Annotated in this window: 27 protein-coding genes; 11 read left to right on the top strand and 16 right to left on the bottom strand. The window is 36.5% G+C overall.

The genetic code is table 11. From position 1 onward, the window contains the following. Nucleotides 1-208: 208 nt before the first annotated feature. Nucleotides 209-1,378 (top strand): M20 metallopeptidase family protein, encoded by a 1,170-nt coding sequence (locus tag FG382_RS20280; protein WP_142540671.1) that lies wholly within the window; start codon nucleotides 209-211, stop codon nucleotides 1,376-1,378. A 27-nt stretch (nucleotides 1,379-1,405) separates the two neighbouring features. Here the strand turns inward: FG382_RS20280 and FG382_RS20275 are convergent, their stop codons facing one another. Both FG382_RS20275 and FG382_RS20270 read right to left on the bottom strand, forming a co-directional pair. Further along, a complete protein-coding gene (locus FG382_RS20275) occupies nucleotides 1,406-2,602 on the bottom strand; it encodes an ABC transporter permease (protein WP_142540670.1) in 1,197 nt (398 codons plus the stop codon). Next, complete coding sequence (locus tag FG382_RS20270) at nucleotides 2,586-3,335, bottom strand: ABC transporter ATP-binding protein (protein ID WP_142540669.1); 750 nt, start codon at nucleotides 3,333-3,335, stop codon at nucleotides 2,586-2,588. Before FG382_RS20270 ends, FG382_RS20275 begins: the two co-directional genes overlap by 17 nt. A gap of 112 nt (nucleotides 3,336-3,447) precedes the next feature. On the opposite strand from FG382_RS20270, the gene FG382_RS20265 reads away from it, so the two are divergent. The 6 genes from FG382_RS20265 to FG382_RS20235 all read left to right on the top strand — a co-directional run bounded on the left by FG382_RS20265 (nucleotide 3,448) and on the right by FG382_RS20235 (nucleotide 7,011). After that, entirely contained in the window at nucleotides 3,448-3,873 is a 426-nt protein-coding gene (locus FG382_RS20265; RefSeq protein ID WP_142540668.1) for an HIT family protein, read from the top strand. A 120-nt stretch (nucleotides 3,874-3,993) separates the two neighbouring features. Continuing rightward, nucleotides 3,994-4,518, top strand: a complete 525-nt coding sequence (locus tag FG382_RS20260; protein WP_142540667.1) for a tryptophan transporter — start codon at nucleotides 3,994-3,996, stop codon at nucleotides 4,516-4,518. A 105-nt stretch (nucleotides 4,519-4,623) separates the two neighbouring features. Continuing rightward, nucleotides 4,624-4,998 carry a YtxH domain-containing protein gene (locus tag FG382_RS20255; protein WP_142540666.1) on the top strand — a complete coding sequence of 125 codons (375 nt, stop codon included), beginning with the start codon at nucleotides 4,624-4,626 and terminating at the stop codon, nucleotides 4,996-4,998. A gap of 557 nt (nucleotides 4,999-5,555) precedes the next feature. After that, the gene (locus FG382_RS20245; protein ID WP_142540664.1) at nucleotides 5,556-6,095 is read left to right on the top strand and encodes an HTH-type transcriptional regulator Hpr; all 540 of its coding nucleotides are present in this window, start codon (nucleotides 5,556-5,558) and stop codon (nucleotides 6,093-6,095) included. A gap of 115 nt (nucleotides 6,096-6,210) precedes the next feature. Continuing rightward, nucleotides 6,211-6,756 carry a DUF3267 domain-containing protein gene (locus tag FG382_RS20240; protein ID WP_142540663.1) on the top strand — a complete coding sequence of 182 codons (546 nt, stop codon included), beginning with the start codon at nucleotides 6,211-6,213 and terminating at the stop codon, nucleotides 6,754-6,756. A gap of 69 nt (nucleotides 6,757-6,825) precedes the next feature. After that, nucleotides 6,826-7,011: a hypothetical protein gene (locus FG382_RS20235; protein WP_093270511.1), complete on the top strand. Its 186-nt coding sequence runs from the start codon at nucleotides 6,826-6,828 to the stop codon at nucleotides 7,009-7,011. Nucleotides 7,012-7,134: 123 nt separating this feature from the next. Here the strand turns inward: FG382_RS20235 and FG382_RS20230 are convergent, their stop codons facing one another. Next, on the bottom strand, nucleotides 7,135-7,233 hold the full coding sequence (locus tag FG382_RS20230) for a YjcZ family sporulation protein (protein WP_142540662.1): 99 nt from the start codon (nucleotides 7,231-7,233) through the stop codon (nucleotides 7,135-7,137). A 137-nt stretch (nucleotides 7,234-7,370) separates the two neighbouring features. On the opposite strand from FG382_RS20230, the gene FG382_RS20225 reads away from it, so the two are divergent. Then, nucleotides 7,371-8,318, top strand: coding sequence for a peptidylprolyl isomerase (locus FG382_RS20225; protein ID WP_142540661.1), 948 nt, complete (start codon nucleotides 7,371-7,373; stop codon nucleotides 8,316-8,318). Between the two features lie 48 nt (nucleotides 8,319-8,366). Here the strand turns inward: FG382_RS20225 and yhaM are convergent, their stop codons facing one another. The 6 genes from yhaM to FG382_RS20195 all read right to left on the bottom strand — a co-directional run bounded on the left by yhaM (nucleotide 8,367) and on the right by FG382_RS20195 (nucleotide 14,052). Beyond that, nucleotides 8,367-9,305: a 3'-5' exoribonuclease YhaM gene (yhaM, locus tag FG382_RS20220; RefSeq protein WP_142540660.1), complete on the bottom strand. Its 939-nt coding sequence runs from the start codon at nucleotides 9,303-9,305 to the stop codon at nucleotides 8,367-8,369. Beyond that, nucleotides 9,302-12,016 (bottom strand): ATP-binding protein, encoded by a 2,715-nt coding sequence (locus FG382_RS20215; RefSeq protein ID WP_142540659.1) that lies wholly within the window; start codon nucleotides 12,014-12,016, stop codon nucleotides 9,302-9,304. Before FG382_RS20215 ends, yhaM begins: the two co-directional genes overlap by 4 nt. Then, nucleotides 12,013-13,224 (bottom strand): metallophosphoesterase family protein, encoded by a 1,212-nt coding sequence (locus FG382_RS20210; RefSeq protein ID WP_142540658.1) that lies wholly within the window; start codon nucleotides 13,222-13,224, stop codon nucleotides 12,013-12,015. Before FG382_RS20210 ends, FG382_RS20215 begins: the two co-directional genes overlap by 4 nt. Nucleotides 13,225-13,321: 97 nt before the next feature. Beyond that, nucleotides 13,322-13,519 carry a hypothetical protein gene (locus FG382_RS20205; RefSeq protein WP_142540657.1) on the bottom strand — a complete coding sequence of 66 codons (198 nt, stop codon included), beginning with the start codon at nucleotides 13,517-13,519 and terminating at the stop codon, nucleotides 13,322-13,324. Between the two features lie 21 nt (nucleotides 13,520-13,540). Further along, a complete protein-coding gene (locus FG382_RS20200) occupies nucleotides 13,541-13,852 on the bottom strand; it encodes a DUF2178 domain-containing protein (protein WP_142540656.1) in 312 nt (103 codons plus the stop codon). 2 nt (nucleotides 13,853-13,854) lie between these two features. Next, nucleotides 13,855-14,052, bottom strand: a complete 198-nt coding sequence (locus FG382_RS20195; protein WP_142540655.1) for a helix-turn-helix transcriptional regulator — start codon at nucleotides 14,050-14,052, stop codon at nucleotides 13,855-13,857. Between the two features lie 124 nt (nucleotides 14,053-14,176). Between FG382_RS20195 and FG382_RS20190 the strand changes: the two genes are divergently transcribed. Then, nucleotides 14,177-14,362 carry a YhzD family protein gene (locus FG382_RS20190; protein ID WP_142540654.1) on the top strand — a complete coding sequence of 62 codons (186 nt, stop codon included), beginning with the start codon at nucleotides 14,177-14,179 and terminating at the stop codon, nucleotides 14,360-14,362. A 109-nt stretch (nucleotides 14,363-14,471) separates the two neighbouring features. Further along, a complete protein-coding gene (locus FG382_RS20185; protein WP_142540653.1) occupies nucleotides 14,472-14,813 on the top strand; it encodes a hypothetical protein in 342 nt (113 codons plus the stop codon). Between the two features lie 31 nt (nucleotides 14,814-14,844). Here FG382_RS20185 and FG382_RS20180 read toward each other — a convergent pair whose 3' ends face one another. From FG382_RS20180 to FG382_RS20165, 4 genes are all read right to left on the bottom strand, one after another. Next, a complete protein-coding gene (locus tag FG382_RS20180) occupies nucleotides 14,845-15,624 on the bottom strand; it encodes an enoyl-CoA hydratase (RefSeq protein ID WP_142540652.1) in 780 nt (259 codons plus the stop codon). Nucleotides 15,625-15,743: 119 nt separating this feature from the next. After that, a complete protein-coding gene (locus FG382_RS20175) occupies nucleotides 15,744-16,088 on the bottom strand; it encodes a YlbF/YmcA family competence regulator (RefSeq protein ID WP_142540651.1) in 345 nt (114 codons plus the stop codon). Nucleotides 16,089-16,102: 14 nt separating this feature from the next. Further along, entirely contained in the window at nucleotides 16,103-17,245 is a 1,143-nt protein-coding gene (locus FG382_RS20170) for a DUF445 domain-containing protein (RefSeq protein ID WP_142540732.1), read from the bottom strand. Nucleotides 17,246-17,312: 67 nt separating this feature from the next. Continuing rightward, on the bottom strand, nucleotides 17,313-17,702 hold the full coding sequence (locus FG382_RS20165) for a ferritin-like domain-containing protein (protein WP_142540650.1): 390 nt from the start codon (nucleotides 17,700-17,702) through the stop codon (nucleotides 17,313-17,315). A gap of 72 nt (nucleotides 17,703-17,774) precedes the next feature. On the opposite strand from FG382_RS20165, the gene FG382_RS20160 reads away from it, so the two are divergent. Next, on the top strand, nucleotides 17,775-17,978 hold the full coding sequence (locus tag FG382_RS20160) for a YheE family protein (protein WP_142540731.1): 204 nt from the start codon (nucleotides 17,775-17,777) through the stop codon (nucleotides 17,976-17,978). 32 nt (nucleotides 17,979-18,010) lie between these two features. Here FG382_RS20160 and FG382_RS20155 read toward each other — a convergent pair whose 3' ends face one another. The 3 genes from FG382_RS20155 to FG382_RS20145 form a co-directional block, all read right to left on the bottom strand. Then, the gene (locus FG382_RS20155; RefSeq protein ID WP_142540649.1) at nucleotides 18,011-19,267 is read right to left on the bottom strand and encodes an MFS transporter; all 1,257 of its coding nucleotides are present in this window, start codon (nucleotides 19,265-19,267) and stop codon (nucleotides 18,011-18,013) included. Between the two features lie 460 nt (nucleotides 19,268-19,727). Then, a complete protein-coding gene (locus FG382_RS20150) occupies nucleotides 19,728-21,467 on the bottom strand; it encodes an ABC transporter ATP-binding protein (RefSeq protein WP_142540648.1) in 1,740 nt (579 codons plus the stop codon). Further along, nucleotides 21,464-23,206: an ABC transporter ATP-binding protein gene (locus FG382_RS20145; RefSeq protein WP_142540647.1), complete on the bottom strand. Its 1,743-nt coding sequence runs from the start codon at nucleotides 23,204-23,206 to the stop codon at nucleotides 21,464-21,466. Before FG382_RS20145 ends, FG382_RS20150 begins: the two co-directional genes overlap by 4 nt. Nucleotides 23,207-23,441 lie beyond the last annotated feature (235 nt).

Raw genomic sequence — 23,441 nt, 5'->3', positions numbered from 1 at the left:
GGTCACTTTCTTCAAGCTCACTACTTAGTAGTTTCCCTAAAAAATGTCTTCACTTAAATTAATGAAAGTCCCTAATTTTGCAAAGCGAATTCCAGCATTCATCACACAAAGTCTTACATTTACTAATAAAATGGAAAATATCAATCTACCCAACTAATAGTCTTCTTTTTTGTTATAATAAGAAAAAGATAAATGGAGGCTTAGATTAATGACAAAAGAATTAACAGAAAAATTAGATAGTGCATTTGAAGAGATGGTCGAAATCCGTCGTTATTTACATATGCATCCCGAAGTATCGTTTCAGGAAACAAAAACGGCTCAATATATTCAAGATTTTTATACGAATTTAGGTATACCGTTTGAAGCAAATGTAGGAGGAAATGGCGTTGTCGCAAGAGTAAAAGGCGCTTTACCTGGTAAGACAGTTGCACTACGCGCTGATTTCGATGCTCTACCTATTCAAGATGAAAAAGATGTCCCATACAAATCTACCGTAGACGGTGTTATGCATGCATGTGGGCATGATGGCCATACCGCAACGCTGCTCATTCTTGCACGTACAATCAATGAATTAAAAGACGAGTTAGCTGGAGAGTATGTATTTATTCATCAGCATGCAGAAGAATATGCACCAGGCGGAGCAAAACCTATGATTGAAGCGGGATGTCTAGAGGGTGTCGACGCTATTTTCGGTACGCACCTATGGTCTTTATTCCCACTTGGATCTATCGAATATAAAACTGGTCCAATTATGGCGGCAGCGGACCGTTTTGAAATTACGATTCAAGGGCAAGGTGGACATGGAGCGAATCCTCATCAGTCAAAAGATGCAATTGTTGTTGCCTCCCAACTTGTCGTAAACTTGCAGCAATTAGTAGCTAGAAGAGTGGATCCTACACAATCTGCTGTTCTTTCTGTCGGTTCTTTTGTTGCTGAAAATGCTTTTAATATTATTGCGGACAATGTAAAACTGGCTGGGACAGTACGTACTTTTGATGCTGGAGTAAGGGATTTAATGGAGCGTGAATTAGAACGTGTACTCGAAGGTACTTGTCTTGCCGCTGATTGTACATATACGTTGAAATATACTCGTGGATATCCACCAGTTATTAATCACAAAGCTGAAACTGAGTTTCTAGCAGAAGTTGCAAAAGAGGTACCGGGTGTGGAACTAGTAAAAGAGTCAGAGCTTCTGATGATTGGAGAAGATTTTGGTTATTATATGGAAGAGATTCCTGGAACATTTTTCTTTACTGGCGCAATGCCAGAAGGCGAAGCTTACCCACATCATAGTCCTAAGTTTGACTTTGATGAACGTGCTATGCTTATTGCAGCCAAAACATTAGGAACAGCTGCTATTCAATATCAAACGAAATAAAAAAAGGCTGTCGATCGACAGCCTTTTTTATTTCTTACTCATTCGAATGGTCAGCTCTGAAACAATGTAGACAGCAAGTGGTATGAAGAACAATTGTAGCGTAAACTCACCTTGCACTAACACTACGATAAGTACCAAAACTGCTTGTACGAATTGAATCACGCGCATTAACTTATTGACTGCCCATTTCCTAGCATTCGGATCTACCGGAAATAACTGATCCATTCGAAACTCATGTCCAGATAACAAAGCATGTCGCAGTTGCACAACTGTGGCAAATGCAAGCGCACTGGAGAAGATAACCGCAACTATTGGAAATGGAATAAAATACACACCAATAACCGATATAGCTGTAAGTCTTACCCACAAATAGAAATAATCATTCGTGCGTATAAAGGTCCGCATCACTAGATATAGCTGACTATTTTTTTGCACATATGGAGCAATGTTATAAATAACATCTAGCCATTTTCTTCTTTTCGTCATTCCTCTTATATGCGGAACATCGGTGAAATAATTCGCAAATCGATAAAAACGCATCATGCGAGACTGTTCTACTTCGATAAAATGATCAAATGGAAACGGAACCTCGCTCTTTTTCCTTTGCCATACGATTGTATATATTAATTGAATAACAACAATCGCAATTAAAAATAGATAGTTTCCACTCATTAAGAAATAGAGAGCTGCAAATAACAAAAGAAAACGTATAAAACGGTCCATCCACACCGATTTCCCATTCGAAGCAAAACGATAATTAAATTCCGTGTGAATACTCCAATACTTCATCACAAGGATAAAAACGAAAAAAGATAAAATCTCTTCTTTTGTAGCACCGGCAACTTTCGTCAGTAAGGGTATAGTAACAACAAAAATTGCAAGCGATAGAAAAATAGATGAAAAGTAAGTCCATCTCAGTGCAAGCTTTAAATATTCCTTCAGTTTTGTTTCTAAAGGTAAAAAATATACACTATCTGCGTGCTTCATGAGCGTAGCCGGTGTGCTCATCGCCAACAAAATACTTAAAATGAAAGCTACAACTAAAAAAGCAGGAAAATCTTTCGGAGCTGTATTAAGCCACTCACTGTATGTATATCCCCCTGCACCTAGGACGAAAACAATTACAATCGCTATATGGCCAGTGAAAATATACTTTAAGTATTTTTGTAATTCATTTATATAATAGACAAAACGTTTACCCCATATTTCACGCAAATTGTTCATCTTGTTGTTCCTTCGTCATTTCGATATATAAATCGTCTAATGTTGCATATGGCTTGTTAAAAGCAACTCGTAAATCATCCATTGTTCCTTGTGCACGTATTTTCCCATTATGCAAAAGTAGAATGCGATCGCAATATTTCTCTGCTGTCGATAAAATATGTGTCGACATAAGAATGGAGGCACCTTCGTCTTTTCGTGCCTTCATTTGATCAAGTAGCGATTGAATACCTAACGGATCTAGACCTACAAAAGGTTCATCAATAATATATAAATCGGGATTCACTAAAAAAGCACACATGATCATTACTTTTTGACGCATTCCCTTTGAAAAGTGTGCTGGAAACCAATTCAACCGTTTTTCCATTCGAAACTCTTTTAATAGAGATTCTTTTCTTGCTTCGAACACAGTTTGTTCTAGGTTATAAGCCATCGCAGTTAGCTCTAAATGTTCTTTTAACGTTAACTCATCGTACAATACTGGCGTTTCCGGTATATACGAAAAAGAAGTACGATACGTTGCGGGATCCTCTTTTAACGATTTTCCATTTAGCAGAATTTCTCCCTTTGCAGCGTTCATTGTTCCTATAATGTGTTTAATCGTAGTACTCTTCCCTGCCCCATTTAATCCTATTAACCCAACTAGCTCTCCTTTTCCAATAGAAAAAGTTAGATCATGTAGCACCGGCTTCCTTGTATAGCCACCTGTTACGTTAGTTAGTTCTAATACTGTCATTTCTTGCACCTCATCTCTTCTAAATAGTTTATCAAAACCTGTACGAAAAATCTTCTTTAAGTTGTCCTATTATATGCTAAACTATTGGTAACAATGAATAGGAGGTTTTTCCATGAGTGAATGTATTTTTTGCAAAATAATCGACGGTTCTATTCCAAGTGCGAAAATTTATGAGGATGAGCATGTATATGCCTTTATGGATATTCAGCCACTAACAAAAGGACATACGCTCGTTATTCCAAAAAGTCATAAAGAATTTGTTTATGATTTATCTGAAGACGAAGCAAGTAATCTATTTAAAGTAGTTCCAAAGATTGCTTCTGTTTTAAAAGAAACATTCGGACCTGTCGGCATGAACTTGCTCAATAATAATGGGGCACCTGCTGGACAAAGTGTTTTCCATTTTCACTTACACTTTATTCCACGTTATGACCAGACGGATGGTTTCCGAGCTACATGGCATACAAAAGAAAAAACCTTCACATCAGAAGTAATTCAAGATTTAGCAAAAGAACTAGCAGAAAAACTAGCAAACTAATTATTGCAATTACAGGAAAAAAGACTTACAATCAGGAGTAAGATTCTTGCTAACGATCACGAGGATACGTTAGAGGAATTTTAACAATATGAGCTTAGAAAAGCTGAGGAGAGATGAGAATTGAATACGAAAAATTTAGTATTAATGTCCCTATTAATAGGGGTCGGTGCAGTGCTTTATATTATTATCCCTGGATTTAATGGTGGGATGAAACCAGACTTCATGTTAACGATGATGTTTATAGGCATCCTATTATTCCCTGAAGTAAAAAGTGTATTTCTACTTGGTGTTTCAACAGGAGTGATTTCTGGATTATTTTCTACATTCCCAGGTGGATTTGTTCCGAATATTATTGATAAATCGGTAACAGCATTTGTCTTCTTTGGATTAGTACTATTACTTACTAATTTTGCTAACAAATTACCTGTAGCTGTTGTGCTTACATGTGTAGGAACACTTGTATCAGGTACGGTATTTTTATCATCTGCGATTTTCGTTTTTGGAGCAGGTGCAGCATTTGGAGAATTATTTGTTTTAGTTGTTCTTCCAGCAATTGCGATTAATGCAATAGCATTTTTTATCATCTATCCAATTATCGGCAAGCTGGTTAAACGATCTAAGTTTGAAACAGCACTTACAGCTTAAAATTACTCGCTTTCCTTTTATGAAGGAAAGCTTTTTTTGTTTTGATTAATATGTTTTAATTAGGTTATGAAAAGGAATAATACAATACATAAGGGGTGAATATAAATGAAAATAGTGCCGTTATTTTTAGGGATTGCAACAGGTGTATTAGCTGGGGCTACTACTGTATTGTTATCCACTCCAAAGTCGGGTAGTGAAGTACGTGTTTCCTTAAAATCGACTTCAACTGATTTTCGGGATAAATTATCTGATATAAAACTTCAATTGCAAGATGTAAAAAATTCTATTCGTACTCTAACAAAAGAATCGAAAGAAGTTATCCCAGAGGCAATCGAAGAAATTAAGGCAGATGTGGAGCAATGGAAAAGTGAAACTGCCCCACTCCAAACAAAACTTCAAGATGAAATTTCCGCTATTCAATCAGCGATCGAAGAAATGGAAAAAGCATTACCAAAGAAAAAAGAGGCTGCTGTAAACTAAGCTTATTTTCCAATAAAAATAGAACCCTTCTAACAAGAAGGGTTCTATTTTTTATGGCCAAGAAAGTTGAAGAATGGAACAGTTAGATGACCCATTATTCCTATATTGTATGTGTCTTTCTTTATCCCGCATTAACGGGCAGTAAGACTCCCACTTCAAGATTGAAGAAAATCGAAAAGATAAGTGGAAGATCAACTGCTGGCATGCGCCCGATGAAATGATCCCAGACTAGTACGCAACATCATGTTGCTCCTGCGCAAAGCTCGTCGCAAAATAAAAGAGCGTTTGCAACGTCTGTGTGACCCACATCGTGTGGGCCTCAACTAACAATCAGTGGGGGATGACGGGGACTATAAGCGCGACGTCCATGTCGCAGCGTCCCCACTAGCACGTCCTGTGCTTCGAAAAACCCCCACTGATTGAAGTTTCACTTATATAAGTGGCTTAATACTTTTCCCTGCTTTATATTACGAACTATCATTTTTTTTCGATAATATGTATTCAGTTACATACTTTCTTGCTATAATGTTTGAAAGATTATAATAGAGAAGGAAGGTATACATATGAATGAACAGTTTTATACGATGAAAGAAGCCATGATCTATAGTCAGCGTATTGCACAACTTTCTAAAGCATTATGGAAAGCTGTAGAAAAAGATTGGCAAGCATGGATAAAACCTTATGACTTGAATATTAATGAACACCATATTTTATGGATTTCTTATCATTTAGAGGGCGCTACCGTATCGGAAGTAGCAAAATTTGGTGTGATGCATGTTTCCACTGCTTTTAATTTTTCTAAAAAGTTAGAAGAGCGCGACTTACTGGCTTTTTCCAAAAGAGACTCCGACAAAAGAAATACATACGTAGAGATTACACCAAAAGGAAAAGCATTACTCGACGAAATGTATGAAAATTATCATGAGACACCACATTCTGTCATAGAAGGATCCCGCTCCATGAAACAATTGTATGGAAAGTTTCCAGAATTTTTAGATGTAATGACGGTGATTCGCAATATTTATGGGGAGGACTTCATGGAAATATTTGAACGTTCTATAAAAAATATCGACGAATCCTTCACCCAAAAGGAATAGTTTTTGCTAGTGTAAGCGCTCTATAATTTTTAATAATTTATGTATTGCATTTTAAAAGTAAAAGTCGTATTGTATGTATCTGAAGTTATTCTCTTCTTTAGGAGTTGCATACAATTTGCACTGTTGGAAAACTATTAATGTAAAAAAGCAATATGGCTTAGAAAGGTTATTTCTATTATCTTCTCTATTAGTTATAATCGTTTTTTCTTTCGCATACGTTTTGTTAGGAATTATTAATGATACACATAAATCAGATGATTATTTTCTATTATTTATGCTAGGATTTTTAAGCATTTACCCGCTTCATAAGTTATTACACTTCATCCCACTTTATAAGTTCCGTAATAACTTGAAGATCGTAAACAAGAAACAATTTGGATTTTTACCTACTGTTTCAATTAGAGTAGTAGAACCAATTAATAAAAAAAGATTTATCTATTCTTTATTAGCGCCTTTTATCTTTATCAATCTTGTCTTAATAATAGGAGCTTTACTTATACCTGTTTTTTCTCATTACTTTACTATGCTATTAGCGTACCATTGTGGTATTTGTTTAATCGATTTAATATATGTAAAGCATTTAAGCAAATCTCCAAAGAGTGCATATATTGAAGAAACGGAAGCAGGATTTGAAATTTTGATCGCTCCGACACATACTTAGCAAAATGTAACACTTGTAAAATTCGTTCCTTCTTTGATATGCTTACTAGTATATGAAGGGAGTCTAGACATGATCATATTTACGTTAGTTCTATTCTCAGCATTTTATTTGCTACAAATAAACCGAATGACATACGCTTTAGTTATGTCAAAAGAAATTCCAGAAGAAAAACACCCGAAGATTTTTCGTACCATTAATATACTTATCACGATTCTTCTTGTTTCCTTCTATGTAGAACTATTTTACACAGTTTAAGAGAAAAAAATGGACCCAAATCATCTAAATGATTTAGGGTCATTTCTTTTTTCTGCTTTGCATAGTACTAAAAATGAATAAGGAACTAAGACCGATTTTTCACGATCTTAGTTCACGTCTTCATTAGTAAAGAAACGCTGCCCCTACAATGATCAATAGAATAAATAGAACAACTATCAAAGCAAAGCCAGAACCATAACCACCGTTATATTGTCCGCCCATTTAAAACACCTCCTTTTCCATGTATCCTATGCGATATTTTGAAGAATCGGTAGGCAAATGAACGGGAACCATTTTTGTTTTTATTTCGTTTATGTTATAGTTACATCTGCAGCAACAAGAAGTTAGGAGAGAATTTTATGAAAAAAACAGTATTAACATTCACACTTGCAGCATCCGTTTTAGCATTAGGTGCTTGTAGTAATGATTCCGCAGCTGACAACGAAGTAATTGCTACTTCTAAAGTTGGAGATATCACTCAGAATGACTTATATGAAGAGATGAAAGCATCTATAGGGGATCAAGCATTTCAACTTCTGATGATTGAAAAAGTACTTTCCTCGAAGTACAAAGTGACAGAAGATGAAGTAAATGCACAACTAGAAGCAGATAAAAAGCAATATGGCGATAGCTTCGAATCCATGATCGCACAACAAGGATATACAGAATCTTCGTACAAAAAATACCTAGAACTTAACTTAATGCAAGAAAAAGCATTAGTTGAAGACGTGGATGTAACTGAAGAGGAAGTTAAAGCGGAATACGAAAATATCAAAAATGAAATCAAAGCTCGTCATATAGTAGTAGAAGACGAAGAAACTGCCAAAAAAGCGAAAGCTGAAATTGAATCTGGAAAAGATTTTGCAGAAGTGGCAAAAGAGTATTCTATTGAGCAAGCAGCACAAACAACAGGTGGAGATCTAGGTTGGTTTAACAAATCAACTAATATGGATGAGAAGTTTTTAGAAGGTGCTTTTGCATTAGAGAAAAATGTGCTAAGTGATCCGATACAATCTAGCTTTGGCTATCACATCATTGAAGTAACGGACAAGCGTGAGATTAAAGAATCATACGAAGATAAAAAAGCTGAGCTTGAAAAACAATTAAAGCTTGAAAAAGCAGATACTTCAACGCTATTAACAAAAGTAGCGAAAATGATGAAAGATGCAGATATCAAAATCAAAGACGAAGATTTAAAAACAGCATTGGATGAGTTTTTAAATGCTGCTGATACACCAGCACCAACTGAAACTGATGCAGATAAAACAACTGAAGATGCAGATTCTTCAACAGAAGAAAACAAATAATTTTTCATACAAAAAGCGTAAGGGCATGAGCCTTTACGCTTTTTGTTGTTATTCAAATGTAGGTTTATAAAACGAACGGTTTTCTAACGGGAATAGACGTTCAGTAAATTCTCCAGGATTTGTTTTGTCTAATGCACGATTCAGCATGTTCATTTTTGCATCAATATTATCTATATAATGCAAGATTTCCGCTTCACGAACCATTGGTCGCTTTGGACTTCCCCATTCTTCTTTACCATGATGAGAAAGCACCATATGCTGAAGAAGCATTACTTCTTCCCCTTCAATTTGAAGCTCATCTGCCGCTTTTGAAATTTCATTGACCATTATCGTAATATGACCAAGTAAATTTCCTTCCGTTGTATAGGTTGTTGCAACCGGTCCAGATAGCTCGATTACTTTTCCGATATCATGTAGAATAATGCCTGCATATAAAAGGTCTTTGTTAAGTGTCGGATACAATTCGCATAATGCTTTCGCAAGCTTTAACATGGAAACAACATGGTCGATTAAACCTGATGCATAATCATGGTGATTTTTCGTCGCCGCTGGGTATGTCATAAAAGCAGCTTGATGTTTTTTTAGTAAGTGACGAGTAACACGTTGAATCAAAGGATTTTTCATTTCGAAGAAGAATTGCATTACTTCTTCCATTAGTTCTTCTTTCGACTTTTCAGCTGAGGGCACAAGGTCATTTATCGTGACTTGTTCGTCTGATTTTGCTGGACGGATGCTTTTTACTCGAAGCTGGAACTTTCCTCGGTAATCTTGAATTTCTCCTCCAACACGTACAATTTGACTAGCGGCATATAGTTTTTCGTGCTCTTCATTTGTATCCCATAGTTTCGCTTCGATATCGCCGCTTTTATCTTGTAAAACAAGTGACATAAACGGTTTTCCGACAGTTGTTATCCCTTTTGTTGATTGTTTTATTAGTAAGAAATGATCTACTGGATCCCCTACTCGTAGTTGTGTAATACCTTTCATTTCACATTCCCTCCACTTCCGGCTAATATGTCTGCTACTTCAACGATATGTGCATCTTTCCATCCATATCGCATATTTTCATGACATGTAAAATACAGTAGTTGATGTTTTTTCTGTAGCTCTGTCATTAATTGTACCATGTGTTGCAGCCTGAAACGATCGAAATGTACAAATGGATCGTCCATTATAATTGGAAATGGTGTCGTCCCTTTTAATGCTACTGCAAGTGCAATTCGTAGCGAAATATATGCCTGTTCTTTTGTTGCTTGGCTAAGCTCGGCAATTTTAAAACGCTGTCCGTTTAATCTCACTGCCTCAAAGTTCCCTTCTGGCGATAGGATCAATTCTTCATAAACATTAGCTGTGAGCGTGCGGAAATAGCTCTGTGCGTACTCCAAAACTTCTGGGAGACGTTTTTCCTTTAACTGCACAAAAGTTTGTTGTATCGCTTCTACAATGGCCTTATAAGCAGCCCACTTTTTCACTAATTTATATAACTCTGCTTTTTTTTGTTCTAACTGCTGTAGCTTTTCACTTTGTTCATCATTTTCGATTAACATTTTGGTTTTGTATTGAAGAGTTGCTTTTTCTTCTAGCATTTGATTTCGTACTTGTTGAGAGGCTTGTAGTTTTTCTTTGCATTCTATTTCAAAGCTTTCGTTAAAATCCTGCATATTTATTTCTCTATTGCCTAGTTGCATTCTAATTTGCTCGAGTTCTATTGTTAGTGCTAGCTTTTCTTCGTAAATAGTGGATGCCATGTAATAATCTTCTTCTGTTACTGCATTTGCTTCCTTGAATAGCTCCTCGATTTTTTCTTCATATGTGGCGAGAACTAATCTAGCTTCCTGTAATTTTGTTTCCAATTGGTCGATCTTTCCAGCTTTAAACTCCTGTTCTTCTGCTTTTCTCTTTTCAGTTAAATAATATTCACGCAGCTGGTGAAAAAGCATCTCTTCTATTAACTGGATGGCTGCCACTTCCTTGGCCCGTCCGAATAGTGTTTGAACTCTTTTACTCACTTCATATAATTTAGTTTCCATTTGATCTAATAGTATTTGTTGCTCTTGAATCATTCGAAGTCTATTAAAAACTTTAGGCAATAAGCTAGGGGAAAGCTCACTAATATGGTACTCTGCTAAAAATGTACGTACCTGATGACCAATTTCACTTTTTTCTCTTTCTAGTTCACGTAGAGTATATTCAAGTCGTTCTATTTGCTCTTTTAAAGCCTGTTGTTCTTTCAGCAATAAATGCTCATACTTTTGCACATCATTTGTTTGCTGCAATGCTTTAAGCAGGAACTTAAAGCCAATATAAACAATCGCACTGATAAGTACAGTTGTAAGTGCAATTATCCAATTTGCTTGGAGAAAGCTAAAAGTAAAACCGATTAATAGAATAACTGCAATGAGCAAAAAAGCTATCCCGTTTGGATTGGTCTTCTGGGAAGAGGGTCTGTTCGTCCGTTTCGATTCGTTTAAATGATGTTGATGTTTTTCGAAGTCTTCTTTTTTCATTTGCAATAAACGATTTTCTTGAACGATTTGTCTATCTAGTTGTTCCTGATTTTTTAAGAAGGAAACAAGTTTATCCTCCTTCCCTATGGAGACATCCGCTTGAACCATTTGAGTTAAGCTTTTTTCCCAATCTACTCCAATTAGAGCTAATTGTTGCATTTGACTTTGTAAAGTTTTACTTTGTTCCTCTTCTATTTGTATTCGCTTCGCTCTTAGCTCATGCCACTCGCTTTCATTATTTAAAAAGGCCTGTAGTGCTTCCAATTCTTCTTGTGAGAGGGCAGTTTTGCTGTTTGTTATTGAACTAAGTTCTTCTTTTATTTGTTCAGTGGCAATTTTTACGCTTGTCTCTTTATCTTTTATTAGTTCATATCTACGAATACCATCCGATGGAAAGGTTTGATGTTTCACTTTTTCCAATGCTTGTTCTAATGCTATTTCTTTTTCTTTTATGGGTTTTAATTGCTTCCACTGTAAATACTGTTGTAATTGATTGGAGATATTTTTCTCCTCTTCTAGCCTTTCTACTATGAGCAGTTCAAGTTCCTGCAGACGTTTGATAGAAGGCTCATACATTTGTACTTCTTCCATCTGTTGTTTCCATGCTAACTCCAATGCTCGTAATTCTTCCATTTTTTGATTGATCAATGGTTTCTTCCCAGTTGGCTTAAACAGTTCTCCCATTTCTTTTACAAATTGAGTTTCCACGCTTGTTAACATGTCCATCCCAGTCGTACCTGATGTGAGAAGCGTTCTTGTCAGCTCTTCTTCTGTCATTCTTTCGAAGCCTTGCAATTGAAGCAATGAAAAAGAGAAAATTGCTTCGAAATCTGTACGACTGTATGAATGAAGTAAAGATGAAAGTTCCTTCTCCCCACCTCTTGTACCATCCTCAAAATATAAGATTACGTCCCCACTTGCTTTGCCTTTTACACGTTCTACTATCACACGATCCCCAAACTGGTCTATAAGATGAATTTTACCACCGTACATGGCCCCACTTTTAGGTTCATATCGTAAAAGCTGCGCATTTTTTTGTGGGAACCCAAAAAGAATATGCAAAATGAATTGCTGGATTGTAGACTTTCCGGCTTCATTTTCTCCGTAAAATATATTGATCCCATTCATTAGACTGATTTCTACATGTTCATGTTTTCCAAAACCATAAATATGGAGCTTTTCTATTTTCACTGTTTATCCACCTTTGTCCCCACTTTTGAAAGCAGCTGTTCTGCCTCTTGCAGTGTTTCATTCAAAAACAGATCGTCTATTGGAGGTAAATATCTGCTACCTTTCGGATGTCGATAAAGATCCTTTAAAACATGCTTCCAAGCGGAAGAATCCCATTCATTCATCCTTTCTAAAAGCATATTTAATTCTTTTCGATCTTTTTTAGGTTGAGCTATATGCAAATCCTTCACGATTATAAATGGACTTTCCATCTCCAAGCTTTCTTGTAGAAGTAGTAGCCACTCTTCCTTAGAAGAACCTTGAATGAGCTCTTTCGTCTCTTCACTAATATCTATTAAAATAAGTTCAATCAATGCATTTCCGTTTGCTTTCCTATAGTGGTCTAGAGTTAGTTCTATATGTTTTATTAATTCATTTGCATGGACAATTCCTTCACAAGAAACTTCTACTACATCATAAAGAAATGCAGATGATGGGATAAATTGAAGCACTGCATGATGCTTTGTTAAGGTGACCTCATAAAATCCCTTTACACCTTTTTCGTTTTTGTGGCGGCTTTGTGTATTACCTGGATATACAATAGGAGGATCACTATGCAAAGTTTGACGTTTATGAATATGGCCCAGTGCCCAATAATCATAGCCTTTTTCTAATAGTTCATGTTTTTGAAAAGGAGCATATACATCGTGTTCCACATTTCCTTCCACACTACCATGCAGCATCCCAATATGAATATGGTTTCCTTTAGCAGTTGGGTAATGACGATGCATTCCTTCTAAAACATGTCGCTCTTTATAGCTAAATCCTGATATATAAATTTCTTGTCCTTTAATAGTTAGTGTTTTTGTTTCCACTTCTCCTTCGAATACTTGCACATTGTCTGGAAGCTGAAAACGAACCCAACTCCCACTTAAATGATCATGGTTTCCATAGCAAATTAAAACAGGAATTCCTACTGATTGTAGCGAGTCCATTCCTTTTTGAAATAGTGCTTGCGCACGTAAGCTCCGATTTTCCCCATCATAAATATCACCAACTATTAGGACGAAATCTGGCTTATTTTCCAATGCGTAGTCAATAATATTTGTGAAAGCGTTAAATGTACTTTCACGTATGTCCTTCCACTTGCTTTGCGGAATAGAGGAAATCCCTTTAAAAGGGCTGTCCAAATGCAAATCCGCTATATGAAGAAATCGAATTTCTGTCATTATTTCCGCCTCACTTTAAAAACGAATATTTGTTCTTATTTTAACATAAAGAAAAGATTGCATACAATCAAATGTAGACAATCTTTTCTATTCATTACTAATTATAAATACGCTCTTTTTTCATTTGCTTAAGGGTTGCCATTAAGCCAGTGAATCCCGCTAAAAAAGCCGGGAAAATACTGAAGATAAGAAACTTCCAATTCTCCGTTATTAATGAGACAAATAGAAAAATCAACGGAATCCCAATCAATGCAAACAAAGAAACACCTAGCGCTAGTTTTGTATTGTTTTTCATATTCATTATCCTCCATTCGTTCTAGTTAGTTTTATTGGCAATGAATGACCCGATCGCATAGGAAAGCATATGAATCACCCAAATAGCAGTCATTAAGAAAAAAGCTAAACCTGGTCCTTCCATAAAAATAATAATCATCCACACGATTAATATCGTTACCGTAGTAACGGTCCAAGACAAGGAGCGGGCCTTTTCATGGATTCTAACATAACGTTCATCAAACCATCTTTTTTGCTTTCCAATCCGCCTCATGATTAAAGAAACTATTGCTATTATGATAATCGCTAAAGGCAAACCGATTAAAAATGAAAATAAATCAAACCCCTCATACATCCCTATTCCTCCTCGTATATAAATATTTCCTCAATCGTACATTGGAACAATTTTGAAAGCTTAAAAGCTAATGTGATGGATGGATTATAACGTCCTTTTTCTAATGAACTAATCGTTTGTCTAGAAACATCTAACCTGATTGATAGTTCATCCTGCGTCATACCTAGAGCCATTCGCTTTTCTCTAACTAAATTTTCCATCAGAATTCCTACTTTCTTTGTAAAGCTAACTTTACAAGTCATTTCGTTGTCAAGCTTACTTTACATTTATATTTAGAATTATTAATGTATAATAGAATGAAGACGAATAAAGGGGTGTGTTATCATGAAAACATATAAATTTACAGCATTTGAACCAACAGGAAAACTGATTGTTGAAGAAACTTGGACTTTTGAGAACGATGAGGAAGCGAAGAAAAAAGGGGAAGCTGCAATCGAAGAAAAAGGACTGCTTGAAAAGACACATCGTTTGGTGAATAGCGCAGGGAAGCTTGTATTGTTTCATGTATGAACTAGTTAAAGAGCGAAAGGACTGAAACCGACTAGGTTTTAGTCTTTTTTTGTGTTTTTTTCTTGTAGAAGTGAAGTTAGTCGGAATTCTAGGATGTTTAGTTGGAAAAATGGAGCGGTTAGTTGAAATTCTGAGACGTTTAGTTGTAAAAGGATATCCTTTCCAATGGAATACCCTGAGAAAGCGGATTTTTTGGCTGGATTTTCCTCGAGAATTGAGTTTAGTTGGAATTTTAGAGCAGTTAGTTGGAAAAATGGAGAGTTTAGTTGGAATTCTGAGGCATTTAGTTGTAAAAGGAAAACTTATCCAATATGATAGCATGAGAAAGCGGATTTTTTGGCTGGATTTTTCTCGAGAATTGAGTTTAGTTGGAATTTTAGAGCGGTTAGTTGGAATTCTGAGGCATTTAGTTTTAAAAGGTATTTTTTCCACAAAAATAGCAGAAGATTAATTATAGTGATCTTCTGCAGATATTTCGTTAACTATTGTCCTGTGAATGCGGGTTTTCGTTTCGCAACAAATGCACTTATACCCTCTATATGATCAGCGGTTTTACGCATTGCGGTTTGAGTAATTGCTTCTTGTTCTAGGATGGACTGCAGTTCCTCTATTTTACTTGCATGTAAAATTTGTTTTGAGGCAATCATCGCTGCGATTGGAGATTGGAGAAGTTTTTGTGCATAGGATGTTGCGGTTGCCCATCCAAGGCCATCAGATGCAACTTCATCTACTAAACCAAGTTCTTTTGCCTCTATCCCTTTTAACAACTGACCACTCCATATAAGTTGCTTTGCTTTTGGAACTCCCACTCTTTCTTTTAAGAAGAAATGTCCTCCGCCATCTGGAACTAATCCAATACCTATAAAGTTCATTGCCAATTTACTATTTTCTTCGGCAATGACTATATCACAGCCAAGTACCATACTAAAACCAAGTCCAGCTGCTGCTCCGTGTACCGATGCGATTGTTATTTGCGGTAAAGTATATAATGCTAATGCAATGCGTGAAACATATTCCATCGCTTCTTCTATATTAAAAGGATTCTCCGTATCTAGCATCGCTTTAATATCCCCACCAGCCGAAAATGCACGTCCCTCTCCTTTAAGCAAGAGAACTTGTATAGCAGTGTCTTCCTTTAGAGATTCCAGACAAACTGCTAGCTCTTGCATCATAATTTCGTTCATCGAGTTCATTGCTTCTGGTCGATTTAATGTTAATGTAGCAACTCTTCCTTCTTTTTCTAATCGTAATGTATTATACATTCCATACTCCCCTTTGTCAGTGAATAGTCATTCATTAATAATACATTCGTCATCGCTTACAATATTCCTTCTTTATAATATAAAAAGGATCTCATCCAATTGTGGAGAGATCCTTTCTATTAAATACCTTCGTATAATTCTTGTACCGGCTTAATCAATACACGATTTACTTCTTCAATCAACTGACTTAATCCCATTTCGGCTTGAAGCATGTTAGCAATTTTTTCATTGTTTTGCGCAAGCTGTGCAGTTTTTTGTGCGTATTCTAATTCTTCGCCAGCAATTTCTTCGCCTTTCATTTGCTTTTCCTGTAGAGTTAATTGGATTTTGCGAAAGCTTTGGAATAATGCTAATGATTCAGAATCTCCTTTTACAGCCTCCACAGCTGCCTTTACGTTTGCGAACTCGTTAGTTTTTCGTAGTGATGCTTCTAGTTTGTTAATGTCGTCATAAATATTGATCATTGTAGTTAGCCCCTTTATCCCGTTATAAATACAATAATTCCTTGAATAATCCCAATGAGACCTCCAAGAAATCCACCTAAAACGGTAATCATTTTAAATTCTCTTTTGGAAATACCAAGTACGATTTCTTCCAAACGTTCTACTGGGAAAGAATCGACTTGCTCTTTTACCATATCCTCTAATTTCATTTTGCGCAATACTTCTTCTAATTTTGCTTCTGCTTCTATAAAAGCATAATTAGTAAGCTTAGGAACTAGCTTTGTTTGGGTCCATTCTGTTGCTTCAGGGAAATAATGGACTAAGCTATGACTTAAACGTTCTTCAATGGCCAACTGTTCAGTTAAATACTTCTTCACATTCGCAATGACCGGTTCAAAATCAAATCCATCAATCATCTCCACAATCGGGCGATCTTTTAGCTTTTCCCATTCATTTCGTACAATGTTTTCTAACATATTTTTCGTGCCCGGTGCTTTTAGAAACTTCAAGATTTCGGGTTGTACTTTTCCTGCAAGTGAGGACGATTCTCCAACGAACATTTGGATCATACTTCCGAGTGTCCCTTTAGTGGAAAGGAAATCATCAATTAAGTTTTTTACAGTCATTTTTCCTTGTTCGGACTCGAAAAACTCTTCTCCCTTTTCAAGAATATAAGTAACAATTTCACCGACTTTTGTATCAGCTTTTTGTTGCCATTCGGCAGGTGCTAGCTCACGGATTGTTTCCCGTTCAAATCTTGACTTTAATTGTTGAAATTGGATATCTACTTGGTTTTCAATTTTTCCATTTGCCATGGACGCAATATTTTCAAGACCTCCAAGCTTTAACCAATCTGCAATTGTTTTATCAGAAAGGAGTATCTTTTCATTCAATTGGCGAACGATCAATTTGGTTGTCTTTTCTTGCATTTCTTCATTGAAATATTTTCGTTTAAAAATGTCAGGAGTTAATAGGTGATTAATCACCGTATTGCCTAATTGTTTTGCCAGTTCATCTCTTCTTTTTGGTATCAAACCTGGTGTGAATGGAACTCGCCATGATCCAATATATTTTGCTTCATGCGGCCTAAATAACATTTTAATGGCCAAATGATTCGTTACTGCTCCTATTGCTGCTCCAACGATTGCCATAAATGCGATTGTCCATATAAAATTCATCTTTTTCACCTTTTTTCCTCTAGCTTCTAACTTATTATAGCAGAGGAAGGACAAACACTAAAAGTAATTACAATGCGTTGTACATCGTAGATAAACGAATAGCATGCTCCGTTTCGTCATGCATCGCCACAAACAGGGGAGCGTATGCTTGCTGAATCGGTATTTGGAGCAGCATTTCCTTATACATTTCTGCCCCTTCCAACTCATCTTTTATTGCGTTTTTTGCACACTCTTTCAAATCAAAACACTCTTTAGGCTCCGGGAAACTTTGAACAAATGTCCCTGTAAGCATATAATATAATTGTTGGAACATTTCGTAATGGCTTTTTTCATCTAAATATATATGCTCGATAAAACTTTGCCAATACGGATCGTCAGTTAATTTATACATAGAACGATAAAAGTGATAATCTTCATATTCGTTTAGTATTGCTTGTTTTAATTTTTCAGTAAACAATTTGACGCTCCTTCTTTAGTCATTTCTACTAGTGTATGCGAGAAAATTATGCCACATGAAAGGTTGATAGAATTGCTGCAGCATTTTAGCTTCAAACCATTATATGAAAATAAGCAATTACCAGGTTGGTCGATTTCATTCTTCTATCGAAATACAAGATATACTGCGGAATATGAACCAGATGGAACGATAAAATGGCTAGGCGAGCCCCCTACAGACGAACAAGCAGTAAAGAAAATGATTCATGAACTCATGCTTTTTCATGTGTATGACTAAAAAAGCGCAAGGGATCCTCCTCCCTTGCGCTTTTATGCTGACCCCAGCTTCTTGCGTCCAAATAAAATATAAAAATAAGTAGAAGCGATAATATATAAAACACCGGTAATTGAAAACGTATATGCATAGCCCCAATAAAATCCATAGGCCATTACAAGCCCTGTTGCAATTCCTCCTGTACTCGCCCAGCCAATGTGGAATACCATCTGATTTACTGAATTTGCCAGTCCTTTATATTTATCATGCACAAGGTCCATTGCAATTGCACTTTGGATCGGGTTTCCAGCATTCATCAACGCTTGGCGAAGTAAAAATCCAAGAGATGCAATGATAAGAGAATTTGTATAGCCTGTGATAAATAAAAAAGGAATAGAAAGTAGTTGGAATATCACTAAGGCACGCACATGCCCTACTCTCTTCACAAGTGCAGGTCCTAGTAACATAGCAACTGCAGTCATTGCCGAACCTAGTGACAAGATTAACCCAACATAAGCATTGGAAGCATCAAATCGATTGGAAAAATATAAATTCAAATAAGGAATGACTAATCCAGAACCCGTACCTATTAGCAAATTGGCAAATCCAAACAGCACAATTACAGTAATATTTCGTTTGAAATTACTAGGAATTTCTTTTGTTTTTGCATCTGTCCCTCTTACTGTTTCTTCCACTTTTTCACTTGGCTTTAATTGAAATAAAGGAATTAACCCCAATCCAAATATGAACGACCCTATTATTAATACCCATTTGATCGATATAAGCACGGACATATTAGCATATAGATGCAATGCATCCGCCAATACCCCTCCCCCTAAACTTCCAATAACACTTGCTATTGTAACCAATGAAAAATGAATACTAAATAAATGCATTCGCTCGCTAGCACGCGAATTTTCTGCTAGAAAGGGAACACCTGAAACCTGTACTAACGCCATAAACAAACCAGTTAGAAATGCCGCGTATATAATGGACTGTTCGCTTATTGTAACGCTTCGATAAAAAAGAGTTAATACAGAAACGATAGTCCCGAGAATAATCATTCCTTTTCTCCCGTATCGGTCGCTTAAAAATCCTGCTGGAATAAGTATTATTGCCGTTGCAAGGGAAGTCATAGAGATGACGGTTCCATTAACAGTTTCCGGAAATCCTAATTCTTTAATATATAAATTGTACATAACTGCAAATATTCCCATTCCAGTTTGAATGAGCATATTGGCAAGCATGAACAATCGAATATTTCTATTGAAGGAAGCTATTTTGATTTTCCAATCCCGTAGCCAATTTAACATAGACAACCTCTTTTTTAATTTTATTTCGTCTCTCTAAATATACGATGAGCGTCATAAAACTTCAATAGGGATTCCTCCGCATCGGATAAAAAATTCTCTTATAAAAGAATAGTCGGAGAGAGATTGAACGACTTTGTATGATTGTCCAGTTTGTGAGGGAGATCGTCCAACCTTTTGAAAAGATCGTCCAACTTCTGAAAGGGATTGTCCAACTCCTGGAGGTGATTGTCCAACTTTGAGGAGAGATTGTCCAACTTTTTGAAAAGATTGTCCAGCTTCTGAGAGGGATTGTCCAACCTTGCAATGATTGTCCAGTTTACAAGGGAGATCGTCCAACCTCGCGAGGAAATTGTCCAAACTACGATCAAGCTACTGGAATGGCTCATCGTTTACCCTGCTCAATTCTAAGAAGCACTATCTTTACATGCTCACCATAAAAAAGGGAATATCCCCACACGCATTATGCGTATGAGGATACTCCTGCTTGCAATTTATACATTTGCTCATAGCGACCTTGCAGTTCTAGCAATTCTTCATGTGTTCCACTCTCTACAATTTCCCCGCGGTCTAATACTAAAATACGGTCTGCATTTTTAATAGTAGAAAGTCGGTGCGCAATGATGAAAGTGGTTCTTCCTTTTTTCAATACATCCATTGCATGTTGGATGATTTCTTCAGTTTCCGTGTCAATATTAGACGTTGCTTCATCGAGAATGAGAATAGCTGGATCGAATGCAAGTGCTCTAGCAAAAGACACGAGTTGCCTTTGGCCAGAAGATAATGTGCTCCCTTTCTCAATAACCGGTTCATCCAAACCTTTTTCCAAGTTTTTTAACACTCGTTCTCCACCAACTGCAGCTAATGAAGCCTCTACTTTCTCCCGGGAGATTTTCGGATCGTTTAAGCTCACATTCGATGCAATCGTTCCAGAAAACAAGTAGGGATCCTGCAAAACAATTCCCATATGCTCGCGAATTGTTTGTCTTGGTAGGCTGGTAATATCGATTCCATCAATTAGAATTTTCCCTTTGGAAGAATCATAGAAACGGAACAATAAATTCATAATGGAGCTTTTACCAGATCCTGTATGCCCTACAAGTGCCACCGTTTCTCCTTTATTTGCTATAAAGTTCAAGTTTTTTAACACATACTCTTGCTCCTTGTATGCGAATGAAACATTTTGAAACTCTACATTTCCTTCGTATCGCTCCATTTTCTTATCCGCTACTTTTTCGCCTGACTCATCAAGTAATGTAAAAACACGAGAACCAGCTACAAGTGATCTTTCCAATTGCGAGAACTGATTTACGATTCCTGTAATTGGGTTGAATAATCTAGTCGTATAATCTACGAATGCATACAACATACCAGCTGATACGATAATACTTGGATCCATTGATTGGAAGCCAAAATAAGTAATGAACATAATAAACATAATGGAACGCAGGACACTTACTAAGTTAAACGATGTTGCGGAATCTAGTATTAATAATTTTTTCTGATAGCGATAATGCTCTTCATTCATCTCTTCAAATTCTCGGTCCATTTGCTTTTCTCGTTTAAACGCTTGAATAATGGACATCCCCTGAATCGATTCATTGAGCATTGCGTTCAAATCCGCAATTTTCGTCCGAACGATATGATTATATTTAGAGGCATATTTACGATAACTAATCATCCAAATATAAATGATCGGTAGAACAAATAAAGCCATCAAAGCCATTCGTACATTTAGTATGAAGAGCGCGATGTAGACCCCTAGAATAGAAATAATACTCGTTGCGAATTGTGATAATACTTGCACATATAAATTACGAATTGCCTCTGTATCATTTGTAACACGAGCTACCACTTTACCAGCAGGCAAATTGTCAAAGTACTGAATCGGTAGCGTCTGGATATGTTGAAATACATCGTTTCGCAGTTTTTGTACCACCCGATTCGCTCCTATTTGTAGCTGTATAAACATGAAATATCGAAAAACTGCCGTAACAACACTTAATCCAAAAAACAATCCTAGTAACAGTAGAATCGGTTGAAATTCAATGGCACCTTCTACAATATGTTTGTCGATGATTGTCTTGGCGATGAAAGGCCCCGATAAATCGGCAAACACCGCAATTGTTAAAAAGATTAAACCAAGCAAAATTGGTTTTTTATAAAATAATGCGTAATGGTAGAGTCGTTTTCCTGTACTCATGACGACACCCCCTCAAGCTGTTGACGATCGTATTGCTCTTTGTACCAACCATTTTGTAAAAGAAGCTCTTCGTGAGTACCCTCTTCTACTATCAGTCCTTCATCTAGCACGATAATATGGTCTGCATGCTGAATACCGGATAATCGATGCGTCGTAATAATTGTTGTCTTCCCACTACGTTCTGTTTGAATATTTTCAATGATTTTCGCTTCTGTTTTCGCGTCTACCGCTGAAAGCGAATCATCTAACAATAGTATTTCAGGATTTTTAATAAGCGCGCGAGCAATCGACACACGCTGCTTTTGACCACCCGATAAAGAAACACCTTTTTCTCCTACTAATGTTTCTAGGCCCATCGGTAAATTCATCAAATCTTGTTGGAAATGCGCTAAGCGAATTGCATCTTCTAGCTCATCTTCCGTTGCATCTTCTTTTCCAAATAGAATGTTTTGACGAATCGTTCGAGAAAATAACACATGATCCTGTGGAACATAGCCAATCCATTCTAACACTTGAGCTTTAGTTTGTTCGGAAATTGTCGTCTCTCCAATCGTTAAAGCACCTGTACCAATCGGATATTCCTTCAATAATTGTTTCATAAAAGTCGTTTTCCCTGAACCAGTTTTCCCGACGATTCCAAGCGTTTGCCCTTTTTTCAGTTTCACTTGGATATTTTGCAGGTTTTTCACTTGGGACAGCGGATATTGGAATCCAAACTGTTCAAAACCAACGGAGCTTGCATTTTTTAAAGTGATTGGATTGGTCGGATCTTTTACATCTTGTTCATAATCCAATGTTTCCTGTACACGATCTAAAGAAGCATTCCCTCGTTGCATGACATTTATCAGCTCACCAATTGCGAACATTGGCCAGATTGCCATACCTAAGTACACGTTAAACGTGATCAAATTCCCAACTGTCATCTCGCCTCTAGAGACTAAGTACGCACCGTATCCTAAAGCAACTACATAGCTTATGCCCGTACCTACTTTCGTAATCGGTCCAAAAAGTGCATCAATTCGTTCCACTACCATATTTTTTTGGTATACGTCTTCACTCATATCAGCAAACGTTTTTTCATCCGCACGCTCTTGCACATATGCACGAATAACTCGAACACCAGCAATCGATTCTAAAACGCGGTCGTTTAACTCACCAAATGCATCTTGGGCAGTCATATATTTTTCATGAATGATTTTCCCTAAATATTGCATGATAATTGCCAAAATCGGTATAGGTAAAAGTGCGAAGAATGTAAGCTTCCAAGAAATGATGAAGCCCATTGCTAATATTAAAGCTGCCATATACATTGTCGAATCAATTAGTGTCATGATTCCAAAGCCTGCAGTTTGTGATACTGCATTTAAATCATTTGTTGCACGAGCCATTAAGTCACCCGTACGATTTTTTTCATAAAAAGTTGGTGTCATACTTAAAAATTTGCGATTTAACTTAGTACGCAAAATTCGCTCAATTGAAATCGAACCACCGAATAACTGATATTGCCATATAAAATTTAGTGCATACGCTACAATAATTATTGCGATAAAGATGAAAAAGTATTGCCATAATTGACTGGACGTCATTTCACCCAAAGTAATAGTATCAATTGCATTCCCTACTACCCAAGGAGGTAAAATTTCTATAACACTCGCAACAATAAGCAGTCCTACCGCAACTGTATACCGCTTCCAGTTATCTTGGAAAAACCATTTTAATTTAAATAAAACAGAAAACATTCATTAACCCCTCTTTCCTCTTCAAATCCACTTATACGTTCGGCTATCCGCCTTCTAGAGATTCCTTTAATAAAATTTGTTTTGTTCGCTGAATAGTCATATCCAACACTCCCCCATCTAATTTTTCACCAAAAAATGGAAATCATTAAACGCAAAAAAGCACATTGCCCACAATACGGCAATGTGCTTTAAAAATAGACATAATTCTTTTCTTACATGTCTATTAATAAATCAT

Origin of the sequence: Psychrobacillus lasiicapitis (assembly GCF_006861795.1) — a bacterium.
Classification (GTDB): Bacteria; Bacillota; Bacilli; order Bacillales_A; family Planococcaceae; genus Psychrobacillus; species Psychrobacillus lasiicapitis.
Note: the sequence above shows the minus strand (reverse complement) of the source record. Positions and strands in the feature narration are given on the sequence as shown.

Bases quoted from the DNA above. Each gene is read 5' to 3' on its own strand.
- FG382_RS20280 (WP_142540671.1), top strand. From the start codon at position 209: ATGACAAAAGAATTAACAGAAAAATTAGATAGTGCATTTGAAGAGATG.
- FG382_RS20275 (WP_142540670.1), bottom strand. From the start codon at position 2,602: ATGAACAATTTGCGTGAAATATGGGGTAAACGTTTTGTCTATTATATA.
- FG382_RS20270 (WP_142540669.1), bottom strand. From the start codon at position 3,335: ATGACAGTATTAGAACTAACTAACGTAACAGGTGGCTATACAAGGAAG.
- FG382_RS20265 (WP_142540668.1), top strand. From the start codon at position 3,448: ATGAGTGAATGTATTTTTTGCAAAATAATCGACGGTTCTATTCCAAGT.
- FG382_RS20255 (WP_142540666.1), top strand. From the start codon at position 4,624: ATGAAAATAGTGCCGTTATTTTTAGGGATTGCAACAGGTGTATTAGCT.
- FG382_RS20235 (WP_093270511.1), top strand. From the start codon at position 6,826: ATGATCATATTTACGTTAGTTCTATTCTCAGCATTTTATTTGCTACAA.
- FG382_RS20230 (WP_142540662.1), bottom strand. From the start codon at position 7,233: ATGGGCGGACAATATAACGGTGGTTATGGTTCTGGCTTTGCTTTGATA.
- FG382_RS20225 (WP_142540661.1), top strand. From the start codon at position 7,371: ATGAAAAAAACAGTATTAACATTCACACTTGCAGCATCCGTTTTAGCA.
- yhaM (WP_142540660.1), bottom strand. From the start codon at position 9,305: ATGAAAGGTATTACACAACTACGAGTAGGGGATCCAGTAGATCATTTC.
- FG382_RS20210 (WP_142540658.1), bottom strand. From the start codon at position 13,224: ATGACAGAAATTCGATTTCTTCATATAGCGGATTTGCATTTGGACAGC.
- FG382_RS20205 (WP_142540657.1), bottom strand. From the start codon at position 13,519: ATGAAAAACAATACAAAACTAGCGCTAGGTGTTTCTTTGTTTGCATTG.
- FG382_RS20200 (WP_142540656.1), bottom strand. From the start codon at position 13,852: ATGTATGAGGGGTTTGATTTATTTTCATTTTTAATCGGTTTGCCTTTA.
- FG382_RS20195 (WP_142540655.1), bottom strand. From the start codon at position 14,052: ATGGAAAATTTAGTTAGAGAAAAGCGAATGGCTCTAGGTATGACGCAG.
- FG382_RS20190 (WP_142540654.1), top strand. From the start codon at position 14,177: ATGAAAACATATAAATTTACAGCATTTGAACCAACAGGAAAACTGATT.
- FG382_RS20185 (WP_142540653.1), top strand. From the start codon at position 14,472: ATGGAGCGGTTAGTTGAAATTCTGAGACGTTTAGTTGTAAAAGGATAT.
- FG382_RS20180 (WP_142540652.1), bottom strand. From the start codon at position 15,624: ATGTATAATACATTACGATTAGAAAAAGAAGGAAGAGTTGCTACATTA.
- FG382_RS20175 (WP_142540651.1), bottom strand. From the start codon at position 16,088: ATGATCAATATTTATGACGACATTAACAAACTAGAAGCATCACTACGA.
- FG382_RS20170 (WP_142540732.1), bottom strand. From the start codon at position 17,245: ATGAATTTTATATGGACAATCGCATTTATGGCAATCGTTGGAGCAGCA.
- FG382_RS20155 (WP_142540649.1), bottom strand. From the start codon at position 19,267: ATGTTAAATTGGCTACGGGATTGGAAAATCAAAATAGCTTCCTTCAAT.
- FG382_RS20150 (WP_142540648.1), bottom strand. From the start codon at position 21,467: ATGAGTACAGGAAAACGACTCTACCATTACGCATTATTTTATAAAAAA.
- FG382_RS20145 (WP_142540647.1), bottom strand. From the start codon at position 23,206: ATGTTTTCTGTTTTATTTAAATTAAAATGGTTTTTCCAAGATAACTGG.